Here is a 16,899-nt window from a genome sequence, read left to right as displayed (position 1 = left end):
CTACTCGGCGCTGCGCTGCCGCTGCCAGCGCAACAGATAGGCCTGCAGCCGCCAGATGATCGCCGACAGCACCACGCCGACCAGCATCAGCACCACGACCGCAACCATCATGCCCGAGGCCTCGCCGCGCGCCTCCGATTCGATGATGAGGCGACCGATGCCGCGCTCGGCGCCGATGAACTCGCCGACGATCACGCCGATCAGCGCGAAGGAGATCGCGGGCGTCAGCGAGGCGAACACCCAGGCCATGGTCGAGGGGATCACCACCGTCCTGGTGATCTGCCACTCGCTGGCACCGAGCAGCCGCGCCGCGTTGGTGAAACCCTCGTCGATCGAGCGGGCGCCCTCGAATGTGTTGAAGAACACCAGGAACACGACGACGATCCACGACGTCACGATCTTGGACATGTCGCCGATCCCGAATGCCAGCACGATGATCGGCGCCAGCGCGATCCGCGGGATCGAATTCACCGCGGTGATGAAGGGCTGAAAGATCGCGCTCAGCCGATCGGATCGTCCCAGGATCAGTCCGGCGACGAAGCCGCTGACCACGCCGGTGACGAAGCCGAAGAAGGTATTCTTCAGGGTAATGGCGGTCGCGGCCCAGAGGTTGTTCTCGTTGCGCGCCAGGCACTTTCCGAAGTCGCCGTTGAACCAGCTGTTGAAGGCGCCGAGCTTCGAGGTCAGGCAGCTCTGGATCAGGAAGTTATCGAAGATCATCGACGGCTTCGAGATGAAGTAGGGATCGAGCAGGTCGGGCACCAGCCAGGGCAGTTTGGTGCGGAGGTCGTAGCCCCATTGCCAGACTGACAGCACGACAACGCAGATCAAGACCTGCCAGCCGACCGTGCCGAGCGTGCCGTACCGTTTCATGTGCTGCGGCCCTTGACGAATTCCTCGCCCAGCGAATGCCAGATGTGCTGGAACATCTCGGCATAATGCGGGGTCTCGCGCACCTTCACCGCATCGCGCGGGCGGTCGAAATCGACCTCGAACATGTCCTTGATCCGGCCCGGCCGCGCCGAGAACAGGATGATGCGGTCGGCCAATGTCAGTGCCTCGCCGAGATCGTGGGTCACGAACAGCACGGTCTGCTGCTCGCGCTCCCAGATCCGAAGCAGCACCTCGTGCATGTCGATCTTGGTGTGGGTGTCGAGCGCGCCGAACGGCTCGTCCATCAACAGGATCTGCGGCTCGACGATCAGCGTCCGCATCAGCGCCGCGCGCTGGCGCATGCCGCCCGACAGCGCCGACGGATAGGCGTTCTCGAATCCCTTCAGGCCGGCCTGCGCGACGCATTCGGCGATGCGCTCGTTCCGTTCGTGAGCCGGCACGCCTGATAACTCCAGCCCGTAGCCGATATTGTCGCCGACGGTCCGCCACGGAAACAGTGTGTCGCGCTGGAACACATAGCCGACATTGGGCGTCGCCTTGCCGGCGACGACGCGCTTGCCGTCGATCAGGATCTCGCCGCCGGTCGGGCGGATCAGCGAGGCGATCATGTTGAGCACGGTGCTCTTGCCGGAGCCCGACGGCCCGAGCAGCGCGACGAACTCGCCGCGGCGGACGTCGAAGGTGACGTCGCGCACGGCCTCGATCGTGGTTTTGGCGAGCTGGAACGACTTGCTCAGGCCCTTGACCTCGACGCGGCGATCGGCCGAGGCGCGCGGCGATACGGTTGCGCTTGTCTCGAGCGCGCTCAACCCGGATAGGCCTTTCGCGCCGCTTCGATCAGGTTCGAATTGACCACATCGGCGATCTTGAGCGGCTTGATGCCGGTCATCTCGCGGAACCAGACCTTCTCGCCGCGAGCGAAGCTCGCGGCGTCGATCGAGCCCTCATAATCCGCGACCTTCTGGATCGACGTGATCTCCAGCAGATTGGCCTCGCGCGAGGTGCTGCCGACATAGGGCTCGATGGCGTCGTAGACCTCGGTCGGCTTGTGAGTCTTGATCCACTGCGAGGCCCGCCACAGCGCGGTGACGTAGGCCTGCATCTTGGCCGGGTCCTTGTCGATGGTGGCTTGCAGCGTGAAATGCGCCGTGACCGGCACCTTGCCGCCGATATGCTTGTTCCAGATCGCCTCGTCGGTGCCATCGAACAGCAATTCGCCCCAGCCCTGCTGCTGTGCCTCGTTCAACAGCGACAGCGAGCTGACGAGGATATCGACCTGCTTCGACTTCAGCGATCCCAGCATGGTGTCGACATTGCCGGTGCCGATCCAGGTCACCTTGTCGTCAAGCCCCATGGTTTCCATGTAATAGGACGACCAGACATGGTTGGTGCCGCCGAGCGAGGAGACCGAGACGATCGGCTTGCGGCCGTCGGGCCGCTTCCATTGCGTGAACGCCTCCAGCGAGTTGATGCCCTGGTCCTTCAGATCCTTGCGGATAATGAACATCACCGAGTTCGATCGCGTGTCGACCGGCAACAGCACGCGCGCGGCGCGGCCGTGATTGGTCAGCTGCATCGGATGGGTGACGTCGCCGATGCCGATATCGCCCTGCGACGAGGCGATGATCTCGCGGGTCTTCACGCCGCTGCCGCCCTGCACCAGCTTGCAGTCGAGCCCGGCCTCCTTGAAGTAGCCTATACGGTCGGCGACGAACTGCGTCTGATAGACTGGCACCGCGACCGGATAGATCGCGCGGCCCGCGGCCGCCTGCGCCCACGCACGCCCGGTCGCCAGCGCGGCGCCGCCGGCGGCGATGACCGTCAGCGCCGATCGCCTTGAAATGTGGGGCATGGTGAGGCGCGCCATCACGCGTGCTCCTTGGCCGAGATCCTGTCGAGTGCGCCGAGCACCGCATCGCCCATCTGGACGGTCGACAGCTTTTTCGCCCCGGCCTCGGCGATATCGGCCGTGCGGGCGCCGGAGGCCAGCGCGGTCTGCACCGCCTTCTCGAGCAGGTCGGCGTCCTCGGGCCGGTTTAGCGTCAGGCGCAGCAGCATCGCGACACTCAGGATCGAACCGAGCGGATTGGCGATGCCCTTGCCCGCGATATCGGGCGCGCTGCCATGCACCGGCTCATAGAGCGCCTTGCGCCGGCCGAAGCGATCGACCGGGCCGAGCGAGGCCGACGGCAGCATGCCGAGCGAGCCCGAAGCCATCGCCGCGCAGTCCGACAGGATGTCGCCGAAGATGTTGCCGGTCACCATCACGTCGAACTGCCGCGGTTCGCGCACGATCTGCATCGCGGCGTTGTCGACATAGAGATGGGTCAGCTCGACGTCGGAGAACTCCTCCTTGTGCAGCTTGATCACCTCCTCCCGCCAGACCACACTGGTCTCCAGCACATTGGCCTTGTCGACCGAGCAGACCTTGTTACGCCGGGTCCGCGCCAGTTCGAAGGCCGAGCGCGCCACGCGGCGGATCTGGTTCGTGGTGTATTGCTCGGTGTTGAAGCCGCGGCGCTGGCCGTCGGGCAGCGTCTCGATGCCGCGCGGCTCGCCGAAATAGATGCCGCTGGTCAATTCGCGGATGATGACGAAATCGACGCCGTCGAGCACCTCGGCCTTGAGCGGCGCGGAGGCCGACAGTGCCGGGCTCGCCACGATCGGCCGCAGATTGGCGTAGAGATCGTATTTGCTGCGCAGCCCCAGCAGACTGCCGGCCTTGCGCGCGGCCGCGGGCACTTCGGTGGTCTCCGGCCCGCCGGTCGCGCCCCACAGGATCGCATCGGCCTCGTCCATCGCCTCGGCGGTGTCCTCGGGCAGCACCTTGCCGGTCGCCAGATACGGGATCAAGCCGTATTGCGCCTCGCGCAGCGTCATCGGCACGTTACGCTTCGCCGCGAACCAGTCGAGCACGCGACGCGACTGCGCGGTGACCTCGGGGCCGATGCCCTCGCCGCCGACGACGGCGACCTTGACCATGTTGGATTGCGTGCTCATGCCGGTGTCCTTGAAGCGGGTGTCGTTGTCGAATGAATCCATGGCCGCGCCGCGCGGTCGGAGGCCTGGAAGGCGTGGATTTCGTCGTCGCGCTGCAGCGTCAGCGCCACCTCGTCGAGCCCCTTCAGCAGCCCCTCGCGCCGCCGCGGATCGATCTCGAACGAATGCCGCGCGCCCGACGGCGAGACGACGGTCTGGGCCTCGAGGTCGATCGAGACCTTGCCCGCGCCCTGCGTCGCCTCGATGTCGGCGGCAAGCTGATCGACCACCGCCTTGTCGACGATGACGGGCAGGATTCCGTTCTGGAAGCAGTTGGCGAAGAAGATGTCGCCGAAGCCGGAGCCGATGATGGCGCGGATGCCGCGCTCCTGCAGCGACCACACCGCGCCCTCGCGCGAGGAGCCGCAGCCGAAATTCGGCCCGGTCACCAGAATCTCCGCCTCGCGGTACGGCTCGCGGTTCAGGATGAACTCCGGATTCTCCGAGCCGTCGGGCAGATAGCGCAGCGAGCCGAACGCCCATTTACCGAGCGTGCCGCGGATCGAATTGCCCACCAGCCGCTCGATGCGGATGATGACGTCGGTATCGATATTGCCGCGCATGATCGGCGCGGCGGTTGCGGTGAGCTTGTCGAACGGTTTTGGCATACTCTAGCGTCCCATCATCCTGACATCGGCGATCGCACCGGCAATGGCGGATGCTGCGGCACTCGCGGGGCTCGCCAGATGCGTCCGCGCGCGCGGCCCCTGCCGGCCGACGAAATTGCGGTTCGAGGTCGAGACCGAGCGCTGCCCGGGCGCCACCACCTCGCCATTGGCGGCAAGGCACATCGAGCAGCCCGGCTCGCGCCACTCGAAGCCGGCGTCGATGAAGATCTTGTCGAGCCCTTCGGCGACCGCCTCGCGCTTGACGTTCTCCGAGCCTGGTACCACCCAGGCGCGGACCCCGGCCGCGACCTTGCGGCCGCGCGCAACCTCGGCCGCGGCGCGCAGATCGCTGAGCCGGCTGTTGGTGCAGGAGCCGATGAACACCCAATCGACCGGCGTGCCCGCGATCGGCGCCCCGCCTTGCAGGCCCATATACTCGAGCGCAGTCTCGATCGCGGCGCGCCGCAAGGGATCGTCGACCGCCTTCGGGTCGGGAATCACGCCGTCGACGCCGACGACGTGCTCGGGGCTGATGCCCCAGGTCACCTGCGGGATGATCTTCTCGACATCGATCACGACCTCGCGGTCGAACACCGCGTCGGGATCGCTCGGCAATTCGCGCCACGCTTTCACCGCGAGATCCCACATCTCGCCTTGCGGCGCATAGGGACGGCCGCGGAGGAATTCGAACGTCTTTTCGTCCGGCGCGACCATGCCCATCTTGGCGCCGAGCTCGATCGAGAGGTTGCAGATCGTGAGCCGGCCCTCGATCGGCAGCGCGCGGATCGCACTGCCGGCATATTCGACCGCATAGCCGGTGCCGCCGGCGGCGCCGATATGGCCGATCAGCGCCAGGATCATGTCCTTGGCGGTGACGCCGAGCGGCAGCTTGCCCTCGAAGCGCGCGCGCATCGTCTTCGGGCGGCGCTGGATCAGCGCCTGCGTCGCCAGCACATGGGTGAGCTCGCTCGATCCGATGCCGAAGGCGAGCGCCCCCAAGCCGCCATGGGTGCAGGTGTGGCTGTCGCCGCAGACGATGGTCGCGCCTGGCAGGCTCAGGCCGAGCTCCGGACCGATGACGTGGACGATGCCCTGGCCGGGCTGATCGACGTCGAACAGCGTGATGCCGCTCGCCGAGGTCTCGACCCGCAGCGCAGCCAGCAATTCCAGTCCGATCTTGCTGGTTCCGGCGCGGCCCGGCGCCGTCGACAGCGCGTGATCCGGCGTTGCAAAGGTCAGTTCGGGATTGTGGACCTTGAGGCTCCGGCTCTTCAGATCGAGCAGGCCGCGCGAGCCACCGAGATCGTGCAGCAGATGGCGGTCGATATGAAGGAGGTCTGTGTCTTCGCTGAGGCGAGCAATGACATGCTGGCCCCAGATCTTCTCGAGCAAACTTCGGCCGGGCATCCGCCTTCCCCTGCTCTCTGCGTTTCCATGCGGCTTGATCTTATTGGCGCCAATCTGGGCCAAAGTTGTCGTCAAGTGAAGCAGTTTTGCCCTAACATCACATATGTGATGGAGGTGCGGTACTTGACCCACCGAGGAGCCAGCCATGCCGAATCCGAATAAGACGGCCATCGTCAAATCGGCCATGCGGACGTTTGCAGTTCTGGAGTTCTTTCGGAAAACAAAGCGGGCTGCTTCCGTGACCGAAATATCGTCCGCGTTGGAGATGCCGCAATCGAGCACGTCAATGTTGCTTCGATGTCTCGTCGAATTGAACTACCTGGAATACGAGCGAAAGACCCGGCTCTTCATCCCCAGTTACCGGGTCAATCTGCTCGGTGACTGGATCCGTCGTTCCCCGTTCCGTGATACCAAGCTCACCGATCTGATGGAGGAACTCTGGACCGCGACGGGCGGCGAAACCGTCATGCTCGGACAACAGGCCGGCGCGGCCGGGATGCAATATCTGCACGTGGTCCCTGGCGGCTCTCAGCTTCAGTACACGGCACAAGCCGGTCAAATACGACCGATGGTGCGGACCGCGCTCGGACATGTGCTGCTGAGCCAAATGCCGAACACCAAAATTCGCGGCATTATCCGGCGCAACAACGCCGAGGAGCCGAGTCAATCGGCGCGCGTTCGCGAATCCGCCTTTCTCGAGGAGGTCGAGCGCATTCGCCGCCGCGGCTATTCCGAGTCAGGCGGCCGCACGACGCCGGGCGCAAACACAATAGGCATGCTCGTTCCTCTGCCAAAGCGACGCGCTCCGCTGGCTATCGGCATCGGCGGCCCCATCGAACGTATCGCGGCAAAGCGCGCGCACATCATTGATGTCATGCAGAGCCGGCTGAAAGAATTGACAGATGAAGCCGGGCCAAGATTCGTTGAGAAATGACCTCTTGGGACGCATAACGCGTCGTGCGGATGACGGAGCCGTAGCCCGGATGAAGCGAAGCATTCGGACTAAATATCTGTCTTCTCCTTCCCCCTGAAAGGGGGAAGGTCGGGATGGGGGTCAGCCGCAGGCGACGCTCTATGTGGAGAGAGTTGATCCCCACCCGCTTTGCTCTGGCGAGCAAAGCAACCTCCCCTTTTGAAGGGGAGGTTGGGACCCGCGCTGCAGTTAGATCTTTCGAATTTCCTACGACGCCAGCGCTTCTTCCGGCATCACGGCCGACAGATGCTGGCTTTCGGCCACGGCGCGGTTGGTGATGCGGCCGCGATGCACGTTGAGGCCGGCGCGCAGATGCGGATCCTCGACCAGCGCGCGCAGCCCCTTCGATGCCAGCGCCAGCCCGAACGGCAAGGTGGCATGATTGAGCGCGTGGCTCGAGGTGACCGGCACCGCGCCCGGCATATTGGCGACGCAATAATGCACGATGTCGTCAACGAGGTAAGTCGGCGCCTGATGCGTGGTCGGCTTCGAGGTCTCGAAGCAGCCGCCCTGGTCGATCGCGACGTCGACCAGCACCGCGCGGCGTTTCATGCCTGCAAGCTGCGCGCGCGACACCAGCTTTGGCGCGCTGGCGCCCGGCACCAGCACCGCGCCGATCACAACATCAGCCGCGAAGACCTCCTGCTCGATCGCTTCCAGCGTGGCGTAACGGGTGCGGACGCGGCCGAGGAAGAGGTCGTCGAGCGCGCGCAGCCGCGGCAATGAGCGGTCGAGAATGGTGACTTCGCTGCCAAGGCCTGCCGCCATCCGCGCCGCATGGGTGCCGACCACGCCGCCGCCGATGATCGCAACCCGCGCCGGCGGAACGCCGGGCACGCCACCGAGCAGCTTGCCCATGCCGTCGGCGGATTTGCGCAGCGCGACGCCCGCGGCCTCGATCGCGAGCCGCCCGGCGACTTCGCTCATCGGCGCGAGCAGCGGCAGTCCGCCATGTGCGTCGGTCACCGTCTCATAGGCCACCGCCGTGCAGCCGGAGGCGATCAGACCCGAGGTCTGCGGCACGTCGGGCGCGAGATGCAGATAGGTGAAGAGGATCTGTCCCTCGCGCAGCCTGATCCATTCGGTCGGCTGCGGCTCCTTCACTTTCACGATCATCTCGGCGACGGAAAACACTTCTTCGGCGGTGTCGGCGATGCGCGCGCCGGCCAGGGTGTAGACGTCGTCGCCGGCACCGATGCCGTCACCGGCGCCGCGCTGGACCACGACCTCGTGGCCGTGCGCCACATATTCCCGCACCGAGGCAGGCGTCAGCCCGACCCGATATTCCTCGACCTTGATTTCCTTGGGCACGCCGATGCGCATGGTCCGCTCCTTGAAGGATTCGTTTCCGCCGCCATCAAGGCTATGCCCCGTCACATGGCGTTTCTCAGCGATTTCCGGCTTGCTCACAGCCGAATACGCCCATATCCTTCGCTTCTAGCTCAGCCCTTGAAGGAAATCTGCGTGGACGGTCTCGATCGTATCGACCTCAAAATCCTCGCCGAGCTGGTCGCTGATGCCCGCGCCAGCCAGATCGAGCTTGCCGAGAAGGTCGGGTTGTCGCCGACCGCCTGCGCGCGACGCATCCGCCATCTCGAGGAGATCGGCGTGATCCGCGGCTATCGCGTCGACCTCGAACCATCAACGCTTGGACTCGTGACGACCGTCGTCGTCACCATCACGCTGGAGAAGCAGAGCGAGGATTATCTCGCAGCCTTCGAGGCGGCGATCGCACGCTGTCCCGACGTCGTGTCCTGCCATCTGATGTCGGGCAGCGACGATTATCATCTGCAGGTGATCGCCCGCGACATCGCCGACTTCGAGCGCATCCACAAGCAGCATCTGTCGCGGATGCCGGGCGTCGCCCGCATCCATTCCAGCTTCGCGATGCGCGAAGTGGTCCGCCGCACCATTCCCGAGACCGCGCTGCGCGGCTGACGGTCACGCACCACCACGCACTGTCACAATCGCGCACTGTCACAATCGGACACTGTCACAATCGGGCACTGTCACAATCGGATCTGCCCGGCTCGCTCCCACACGCAATTTTTTTAGTTCGTGATTCGCCGCCTTCTATGACAGAATTGCTACAGTTCAATATCAATTCGGTTACACGCGGAGCGGTGAATGAGCATGGAGTGGCGGGCACGGCCGGTTTCGCTGGCTTGGTCAAATCCAGTGGTCCGGTGGTGGGGCTTCTTGAGCCTCGTCAGCGCCGCCAACATCGCGGTCTGGTTCGCGCTCTACCGCCAGTTCAATGAACAGGCCAATGGCAGCTTCAGCAACACCTCGGGCATCGGCCTGATGATGCTGCTGTGCGCGGCCTATGTGTTCGGCTGTGCTTTCCGCTCGGTCCTGCCGCGCGCCGACGTGCAGCGCATCTGCCTGTTCGACACCTGGCTGTCGAGCGTCGTGGTCGGCCGCACCGTCGCCACCGTCGCCGAGGTCTGCTTCGCCGCGCAATGGGCGATCATCCTGCATCAGCTCGGCACCATGACCGGCGCCGAGACCACCGTGAACATCGCCTGGATCATCGTGCCGCTGATCGTGATCGCGGAATGCTTCTCCTGGTATGCGGTGCTGACCACCCATTATCTCTGCAACGCGATCGAGAACTCGATCTGGGCGGTGGTGTTCTTCCTGGTCGGGATTGCTCTGTGCCGGCTGCTGCCGGAGTTTCATGGCCCGGTGCGCTGGGCCTTCATCGTCGCGATCGTCGGCATCGCCGGCTTCCTCGCCTTCCTGATGACCGTCGACGTCCCGATGTATCTGAATCGCTGGCGCGCCAACCTCGCCGCCGGCGGCACGCTGCTGCATCCGCTGGAAGGCCTGCGCGACGTCAGCCGGCGCTGGGTCGTGACCCATGACATCGCGGAATGGCGCGAGGAGATCGCCTGGATGTCGCTGTATTTCAGCATGGCGGTCTGGTCGAGCCTCGCGCTCTGCGTCGGCTACTCGCTCGAGGATCAGCTGCCGCGCTACCGCACCGAGCCCGTGATCGTCGCAACGACGCCGGCGCCGACAGCGCAGCACACCGCCACGATCGACGCGGCGGTACCGTCGCGGAATTGATCGGCAACCGCCCACGCGCAGCTTGTCGCCATTGGCGCTTTCGGAGTAAAGGCTGAGGCGTCCCCGCTCATCCGTCAGCGCGTTCCATGCCCCGCATCACCATCATCGAAACCGGGCTCGTCAACCCGCAAGCCCGCGAGCGCCACGGCAGCTATCCGCAGATGTTTCAGCGGATGGTGGCGACCGCCGATCCATCTGTTGGCTGCGACGTCGTCAGCCTCGCCAATGGCGAGACGCTGCCGGATCCGGTCGCATTGGATGCGATCCTGATCACGGGATCGGCCGCCGGCGTCTACGACGACGTCGCGTGGATCGCGCCGCTCGAAGCCTTCGTGCGCACGGCCCATGACAAGCGCATTCCGACTGTCGGCGTCTGCTTCGGCCATCAGCTGATCGCGCAGGCGCTCGGCGGCACGGTGCGCAAATCCGAGAAAGGCTGGGGCATCGGACGCCATGTCTATCGGATCGCGCCGGACAACGGACTGATCGACGGCGAGACGATCGCCGTCGCCTGCTCGCATCAGGACCAGGTGGTCGACGCGCCCGCCTCCGCACGCACCATCCTGTCGTCCGCGTTCACGCCGCACGCCGCCCTGCTCTACGCCAACGGCACGACGCTGTCGGTGCAGCCGCATCCGGAATTCACCGCCGACTATGCCGGCGCGCTTTGCGACCTGCGCCGCGGCCTCGCGCCGGATGCCCTGATCGAAGCCGCCAAGACTTCGCTCACCGAACCGCTCGACCACGCCACGCTTGGCGGCGTGATCACGCGCTTCCTCGTGCGCCGTAGCAACTAGACATCGTGTTCGCTTGGCGGCCGCAACGGAACTGCGCTCCCTCGCCCCGTTCTTACGGGGAGAGGGTTGGGGTGAGGGGCTGTCACCACGTCAACGGAGCCAGAAAAATTCGCGGAGGCTCCCCCTCACCCGCATCGCATCTTCGATGCGATGCGACCTCTCCCCGCACGCAGCAGGGGTGTCCGGGGAAATTCAGGCATAGCGGAGCTCCATCTGGTCAGGTGAGATGGTTGATTTCCGACGGCTGGGGTTGATGGGCGGAGGTTTGTCGATGGCAGCGAGGGATCGACGCGTGAGCAGGAGCTGGCCGACGAGTTCGGCGAACCTGAGCGGGAGCATTTTGATGCAGTTGGTGTGAGCGGCGATGCGCAGCAGCAGGTAGGCAATCATCGCAGCGAGCACCTGAAGGCGGATCGCGTTGTCGTTGGCGCCGAGGAACTTGCGAATATCGAGATGCTGCTTGATCCAGCGGAACAGCAGCTCGATTTGCCATCGGCTCTTGTAGAGGGCGGCGATCTCGACGGCGCTACGGACAAGGTCGTTGGTCAGGAGTGTGATCTTGCCGCCTTTCTCGCGTCTGATCTTGATGCGGCGGAGCGGGATTGGAAGGCGCGAATCGCCCTTGCTGGTGAGCTTCACCTCGTCATCGGCAAGGATTTCGAAGCCATCCCCGTTACGCTTGCGGATGGCGCGATGCCTGAGCGAGCGAAGACGGATGCTCGTCTTCGCCCGGGTAACGAAGAAAGCCTTGCTATCATTGATCTTCTGCCACCAGTCGAAACGGCAATAGCCCTTGTCAAACACATAGGTGGTGGCGGGCTGGATTGGGGTCTGTCGGCCGATCTCGATGTCATTGACGTTCGCGGCCGTCATCTCGACGCAGGTCGGGACATCGCTCCTTGGGTCGTAGACGACATGCAGCTTCATGCCGCGGATGCGGCCGTTCCACGTCGCCCAACTGCAGACCTTGCCGAGCGGGATCGGACTGGCGTCGATCAGACGCACCATCTCCATGCCTTCACTCCGCAGCTGGCGACGCGCCATCGCCGACAGCGCCGCAAAGGTTTGCGCGAAAATGCCGATCGGACGGCGGGCATTGGCATCGGACAACGTCGAGCGCGACAGCTTGCCGGTTCCCAAGTGATAGTGATGCTGCGAATTGGCGTTGAAGCCAGTCACCACCCCGCGCAGACTGCTGTTGCCGCTAAGCTGGGCATAGATCAGCGCCACCAGATGATCCCAGCTCCTGAACGACTTGTCGTAGGCATCCCCGTCCAGACGATCCACAACCGTCTGAAACTGCCGTCGATTGATCGGTTCAAGCAGCCTTCCAAAAATGCTACCGCGATATCGCATGCTCGGCCCTCTGTGTCTCGACAACCAGAAAAGACCGATTTGCCTCGGTCCTGCCGAGCATGCACCGCGACACAGTGAATCATTCCCCGGACACCCCTGCGCACGCAGGGGAGAGGTGAAGGAAGCGCTTGCTTCGCTGTAAAGCCTTCATTCGCAGCTAGCCCTTGTGCCACTGCGCGGCGGCGTCGCGGGCGAAATCGCGATAGGCCCGCGGCGCGCGGCCGAGCAGCTTCGTCAGGCGTGCCAGCTCATCGGCCGTCGCGACCGCGCCGTCGCTCTGGTACCGGCCGAACATGAGGCGCATGTCGAGCGCGAGCCATGCCGGCATCGCTGCCTTGAAACGCTGCTCCATCGCCGCGAGATCGTCCCCGCCATAGCTGACCGCGCGGCCAAGCTCATCGCGCCAGATCGCAGCCGCGCCCTCGCCGGTCACGACGTCGGGGCCGACCAGCGCGTAGGTCTCGCGGCCCAGCGGTGCGGACGCGCGCTCGCGGCGCAGCAACTCGATCGCGGCCGCCTCGCCGATATCGCGGATGTCGACCATCGAGATGCCCTTCGCGCCGATCGGCATGCCGTAGGCGCCGAAGTTCAGCAGCGGCTCCTTCAGCCGAAGATCGTTCTGGATGAAATAGGACGGACGCAGGATGGTCGCGGGAAGATCGAGCGCCTCGATCATCCGCTCGACCGTGTGCTTGCCGGCGAAATGCGGCACGTCCGCATAGGCCTCGCCCTTGAACACCGAGAGATAGACGATGCCCTTGACGCCGGCCTCGCGCGCGGCGGTCAGCGTCAGCATCGCCTGCGTCAGTTCGTCGGCGGCATTCGGCACCAGCAGGAACAGCGTGCTGACGCCAATGAGCGCCGCGCGGACCGAATCCACGTCGGCAAGATCGCCGCGAACCGCCGTCACGTGCTGCGGAAATTGCGCCTTGCCGGGCGAACGCGTCAGGGCCCGAACCTCGACGCCCTGACCGGCGAGATGATTGAGAACCTGGGTGCCGATGGTGCCCGTGCTGCCTGTCACCAGAATGGTCATGTCGCATACTCCTCTTTTGGGGCAGACCGTCTGCCGTTGCGGAGAAGCTATCTGTTCCAATTTTCCTTTGGAGATGGCATTATCTGAACACATCGTTTCGAATATGGAACAGTTCGATGGACCTTCAGGCACTCGCCGATTTCAATCTGGTGGCCGCTCATGGCGGGCTCGGCCGCGCCAGCCGCGCTTCCGGACGGGCCAAGGCCACGCTGTCCCGCCGCGTCGCCGAACTGGAACAGAGTCTCGGCGTCCGCTTGATCGAGCGGGGTTCGCAGAGCCTGCGATTGACCGATGAGGGCCGCGCGCTGCACGAGCGCACCAGCGGTCCATTGTCCGACATCGCCGAGGCCGGCGAAGCCGTGGTGCTCGGCGCATCGACACCGCGCGGCCGCTTGCGGGTCAGCGCGCCGGTCTTGCTCGCCCATGTCGCGTTCGGCCGGATCGGTGCGCGCTTTGCGCGCGCCTATCCCGACGTCCAGCTCGAGATCGTCGCCGAGGATCGCCTGGTCGATCCGGTGGAAGACGGCTATGACCTCGTCATCCGTATCAACCCGTCACCGGATGAACGTCTGGTCGGCCGCCGCTTCCTCAGCGACGAGCTGCTGGTCGTGGCGCATCCCGATCAGCAACGACCGATGACCGCCGCGCGCGATCCCGATGGCGTCACCGTCGATGCCGTTCTGATGTCGCCGACGCCGCCCGATATGGTCTGGCGCATCCGGAATGAACGCGAAGAGATGATGCTCAGGCCGCGGCCAATGCTGCGTCTCTCATCGATGCTGATGATGCGCGATGCGGTGCTCGCAGGCGCGGGCGCGGCCCTGCTGCCGAAGCTGCTGGTCGATGACGACATTGCCGCGGGTCGGCTTGCCTATTGGGGAACAGATGCCAGACCTCCGGTCGAGATCTGGGCACTGCAGAGCTCGCGACGGCTGGTCGGCGCAAAGGTTCGCGCGTTTCTCGACGTCGTCGAGCAGGCATTCCCGAACCGGGTGTTCGTCCCGCCGGCCTGAGTTGCAGCCCGGACGATGCGCCTCAGGTCATGCTGCCCGGCATGAAGCAGCGCACGCGCGGGTGGCCGTCGATATAGTGCTTCCACACCATGGTGCGCCCGACCTTGTTCGGCTCGGTGATCACCGCCTCGTTCGGCACGACAACCCATTCATTGTCGATGAGCACGCGATAGTGGCCGTGATCCGACTCCCAGTCGGGATCGGCGACCACATAGCCGTCGGCATCCGAGCAGCATTGTCCATAGCCGCTGCGCAGGCTTTCGAACCAAGGCTTCAGCGGTGAATTGGCGTAGCGGCCGTCGTCTCGCGCCAGGGTCGGCGATGTCAGCCACATCGTCCCGAGCAGCAGTGCCGCACGCGTGATGGCGTGCATGTCGTCGTCTCCGTAAGTGTCGATCCAGCTGCGGGCGCGCGTCACAGACTGCTCGTCTGCGACGCTGCCGCCGCAGGCGAGAACACGACACATCCGCGCCCCAGCACCTGACATTGAACGATGCAAGAGCAGGGCCAGACGGGATGCCGGAAGACTACGGTCGACGAAAGTATAGGGCGTGAAGCACGATCAACGACTCATTGCTGCGACCTCGGGGACGAGCGGCGGTGCGCTGCGCGACGCCGCCTGCAGCGCGCATTCGACGAACCGGCGCGGCAGCAGCGAAGCGTTGGAGCGCATCGCCACCAGCATGCGGCTCTCCGCATCCGGCGTGTCCAGCGGCTTCGCCACCACATTCATCACGCCGGCCTGCTGGTAGCAGGACGGCAGGATCGAAAGCCCGATCCCGGCCGCGACCAGGCTGAGCACGGTGCGCAATTCATGCGCCTCCTGCACCACACGCGGGGCAAAGCCCGCCCGCCGGCACAGCATCGCGGCCTGATCGCCGACACCGCAGCCGCTCTCGGCCATACCGACGAATTCATGCTCGGCAAGGTTGGCCATCTCGAGCGCGCCCTTCGCGCCGGCCAGCGGATGATCCAGCGGCAGGAACACCATCAGCCGGTCGCGCCACACCAGATGGACCTGCAGATCGGCCGCCGGCCTGAAATCGAGCGGCGGGCGCATGATCGCGACATCGAGTTCGGCGTCGGCAAGCGCGCGCAGCTGCGTTGCCGTCGACATGTGCCGGAGCTCGATCTTCACCCGCGGATAGCTGGCGCGAAAGCTGCGGAACAGCTCGGCGAACATGTCGAGCATCGGGACCGAGCCGGTGAAGCCGACCCGGATCATCCCGGCCTCGCCGCGCGCCGCACGGCGCACCGTCTCCGACGCCAGATCAAGCTCGCTGACCGCACGCCGCGCATGTTCCAGCAGCAACTGCCCGGCCTGCGTCAGTTCCACCGCGCGCCGCGTGCGCGCCAACAGGCGCGTGCCGAGTTCTTCCTCCATCGCCTTGATCTGCGTGCTCAGCGGCGGCTGGCTGACATGCAAGCGTTTGGCGGCGCGGCTGAAGCTGAGCTCTTCGGCTACCGCGATGAAGTAACGAAGCTGCCTGTAATCCATCGCTTATTCCGATTCCCTATAAGTCGGGGGTCAACAAGGTATTTGACCTCACGGGGCCGTTTCCCGATCTTCGCGCGAAATCACCAGTCCTCCAAGGGAGAAGCGCGCGAAATGCGTCAGGTTCAGGCACGACGGCGCGGCGCTCGCAGCGGGTCAGCCATGCAATATCGCAGCGGACGATAGAAGATGACCGTTCCGTTTCGCGTTCTCGTCACCGGCGACAGCCTCGCGCCGGCTGCCGTCAATGTCCTCAGCGAGATCGGTGCAGATGTCGTGCTGATGCGCGATGCCGTCACGCCCGACCGTCTCGCGCACGAGATGGCGCGGGCGCCGACGCAGGCGATCCTGATGCGCGGCAATCCGGTGTTCTCCGCCGCCACCATCGCCGGCAATCCGCACCTGCGCGTGATCGCAAAGCACGGCGCCGGCGTCGACAGCGTCGATATCGATGCCGCAACCGCCAGGCGCGTGCTGGTGATGGTCGCGGGCGATGCGAATGCGCCTGCGGTTGCCGAGCACACCATCGCGCTGATCCTCGCGCTCGGGCGCGACGTCGTCAGCTTGAACGCGCGAACCCATTCCGGCGCCTGGGACCGCGCCACCTATCGCGGCCGCGAAATCCGCGGCCGCACAATCGGCCTGGTCGGCTTCGGCCGCATCGCCCGGCACGTCGCGCGCGCGGCGGCCGCGCTCGGCATGAGCGTCGTCGCGCTCGGCCGAACCAGAGGCCGCGTCGATCCGGCGCTGGCGCGCGAAGCCGCCGATCTCGCCGAGCTGCTCGCGGTCTCCGACATCGTCAGCCTGCATGCACCGCTGACCGATGCGACGCGCGGCATGATCGATGCCGGGCGGCTCAACGCCATGAAGCCGGGCTCCCTCCTGATCAACACCGCGCGCGGCGCGCTGGTCGACGAGGACGCGCTGTGCGCGGCGCTGAGAAGCTGCCATCTCGCCGGTGCCGGCCTCGACACGCTGGCGGAGGAGCCGCCGGCCAAGGACAGGCCGATCCTGCAGGCACCGAACCTGATCGTGACGCCGCATATCGCAGCCCAAACCGGCGCATCGATCACGCGGACCGGCGTCGAGGCTGCGCGCAACATTGTCGCGGTCCTCACGCAACGCGACATCGATCGCGCGAATGTGGTGAACCCGGCGGCACTCGACGCACCTTAAATCTCGCAGAAACGGCCCAGCAAGAGGCCGCAA

Annotated in this window: 17 protein-coding genes; 6 read left to right on the top strand and 11 right to left on the bottom strand. The window is 65.3% G+C overall.

Annotated features, from left to right (window positions below; genetic code table 11):
* The 6 genes from J2R78_RS23795 to leuC are packed head-to-tail and all read right to left on the bottom strand — an operon-like array spanning position 1 to position 5,948.
* Positions 1–873, bottom strand: a complete 873-nt coding sequence (locus J2R78_RS23795) for an ABC transporter permease (RefSeq protein WP_057016904.1) — start codon at positions 871–873, stop codon at positions 1–3.
* Positions 870–1,703 carry an ABC transporter ATP-binding protein gene (locus tag J2R78_RS23790; RefSeq protein ID WP_253607061.1) on the bottom strand — a complete coding sequence of 278 codons (834 nt, stop codon included), beginning with the start codon at positions 1,701–1,703 and terminating at the stop codon, positions 870–872. Before J2R78_RS23790 ends, J2R78_RS23795 begins: the two co-directional genes overlap by 4 nt.
* Complete coding sequence (locus J2R78_RS23785) at positions 1,700–2,761, bottom strand: ABC transporter substrate-binding protein (RefSeq protein ID WP_141340739.1); 1,062 nt, start codon at positions 2,759–2,761, stop codon at positions 1,700–1,702. The genes J2R78_RS23790 and J2R78_RS23785 overlap by 4 nt, the downstream gene beginning before the upstream one ends.
* Complete coding sequence (leuB, locus tag J2R78_RS23780) at positions 2,761–3,894, bottom strand: 3-isopropylmalate dehydrogenase (protein ID WP_253609891.1); 1,134 nt, start codon at positions 3,892–3,894, stop codon at positions 2,761–2,763. The genes J2R78_RS23785 and leuB overlap by 1 nt, the downstream gene beginning before the upstream one ends.
* Entirely contained in the window at positions 3,891–4,541 is a 651-nt protein-coding gene (gene leuD / locus J2R78_RS23775) for a 3-isopropylmalate dehydratase small subunit (protein WP_057016901.1), read from the bottom strand. Before leuD ends, leuB begins: the two co-directional genes overlap by 4 nt.
* Positions 4,542–4,544: 3 nt before the next feature.
* Positions 4,545–5,948: a 3-isopropylmalate dehydratase large subunit gene (gene leuC, locus J2R78_RS23770; protein ID WP_253607060.1), complete on the bottom strand. Its 1,404-nt coding sequence runs from the start codon at positions 5,946–5,948 to the stop codon at positions 4,545–4,547.
* A 145-nt stretch (positions 5,949–6,093) separates the two neighbouring features.
* On the opposite strand from leuC, the gene J2R78_RS23765 reads away from it, so the two are divergent.
* Positions 6,094–6,882 (top strand): IclR family transcriptional regulator, encoded by a 789-nt coding sequence (locus J2R78_RS23765; RefSeq protein WP_253607059.1) that lies wholly within the window; start codon positions 6,094–6,096, stop codon positions 6,880–6,882.
* A gap of 246 nt (positions 6,883–7,128) precedes the next feature.
* Here the strand turns inward: J2R78_RS23765 and ald are convergent, their stop codons facing one another.
* Complete coding sequence (gene ald / locus J2R78_RS23760; RefSeq protein WP_253607058.1) at positions 7,129–8,244, bottom strand: alanine dehydrogenase; 1,116 nt, start codon at positions 8,242–8,244, stop codon at positions 7,129–7,131.
* Positions 8,245–8,370: 126 nt separating this feature from the next.
* On the opposite strand from ald, the gene J2R78_RS23755 reads away from it, so the two are divergent.
* The 3 genes from J2R78_RS23755 to J2R78_RS23745 all read left to right on the top strand — a co-directional run bounded on the left by J2R78_RS23755 (position 8,371) and on the right by J2R78_RS23745 (position 10,790).
* On the top strand, positions 8,371–8,859 hold the full coding sequence (locus tag J2R78_RS23755) for an Lrp/AsnC family transcriptional regulator (protein ID WP_253607057.1): 489 nt from the start codon (positions 8,371–8,373) through the stop codon (positions 8,857–8,859).
* Between the two features lie 195 nt (positions 8,860–9,054).
* Complete coding sequence (locus J2R78_RS23750) at positions 9,055–9,993, top strand: hypothetical protein (RefSeq protein WP_253609890.1); 939 nt, start codon at positions 9,055–9,057, stop codon at positions 9,991–9,993.
* Positions 9,994–10,079: 86 nt separating this feature from the next.
* The gene (locus tag J2R78_RS23745; RefSeq protein WP_253607056.1) at positions 10,080–10,790 is read left to right on the top strand and encodes a type 1 glutamine amidotransferase; all 711 of its coding nucleotides are present in this window, start codon (positions 10,080–10,082) and stop codon (positions 10,788–10,790) included.
* A 192-nt stretch (positions 10,791–10,982) separates the two neighbouring features.
* Here the strand turns inward: J2R78_RS23745 and J2R78_RS23740 are convergent, their stop codons facing one another.
* Positions 10,983–12,146 (bottom strand): IS4 family transposase, encoded by a 1,164-nt coding sequence (locus J2R78_RS23740; protein ID WP_253605569.1) that lies wholly within the window; start codon positions 12,144–12,146, stop codon positions 10,983–10,985.
* Positions 12,147–12,303: 157 nt separating this feature from the next.
* Positions 12,304–13,182, bottom strand: coding sequence for an NmrA/HSCARG family protein (locus J2R78_RS23735; protein ID WP_253607055.1), 879 nt, complete (start codon positions 13,180–13,182; stop codon positions 12,304–12,306).
* Between the two features lie 116 nt (positions 13,183–13,298).
* Between J2R78_RS23735 and J2R78_RS23730 the strand changes: the two genes are divergently transcribed.
* Positions 13,299–14,195 (top strand): LysR family transcriptional regulator, encoded by an 897-nt coding sequence (locus J2R78_RS23730; RefSeq protein WP_253607054.1) that lies wholly within the window; start codon positions 13,299–13,301, stop codon positions 14,193–14,195.
* Positions 14,196–14,217: 22 nt separating this feature from the next.
* On the opposite strand, the gene J2R78_RS23725 is transcribed toward J2R78_RS23730, so the two are convergent.
* Both J2R78_RS23725 and J2R78_RS23720 read right to left on the bottom strand, forming a co-directional pair.
* A complete protein-coding gene (locus J2R78_RS23725; RefSeq protein WP_225158832.1) occupies positions 14,218–14,568 on the bottom strand; it encodes a hypothetical protein in 351 nt (116 codons plus the stop codon).
* Between the two features lie 189 nt (positions 14,569–14,757).
* Positions 14,758–15,693, bottom strand: coding sequence for a LysR substrate-binding domain-containing protein (locus J2R78_RS23720; protein WP_253607053.1), 936 nt, complete (start codon positions 15,691–15,693; stop codon positions 14,758–14,760).
* A gap of 186 nt (positions 15,694–15,879) precedes the next feature.
* Here J2R78_RS23720 and J2R78_RS23715 point away from each other — a divergent pair, with 186 nt between their 5' ends.
* Entirely contained in the window at positions 15,880–16,866 is a 987-nt protein-coding gene (locus tag J2R78_RS23715; RefSeq protein ID WP_253607052.1) for an NAD(P)-dependent oxidoreductase, read from the top strand.
* The last annotated feature ends 33 nt before the right edge of the window (positions 16,867–16,899 follow it).

Origin of the sequence: Bradyrhizobium sp. USDA 4538 (genome assembly GCF_024171045.1) — a bacterium.
Lineage (GTDB): Bacteria > Pseudomonadota > Alphaproteobacteria > Rhizobiales > Xanthobacteraceae > Bradyrhizobium > Bradyrhizobium australafricanum.
This window is presented reverse-complemented; position numbering and strand designations above follow the sequence as displayed.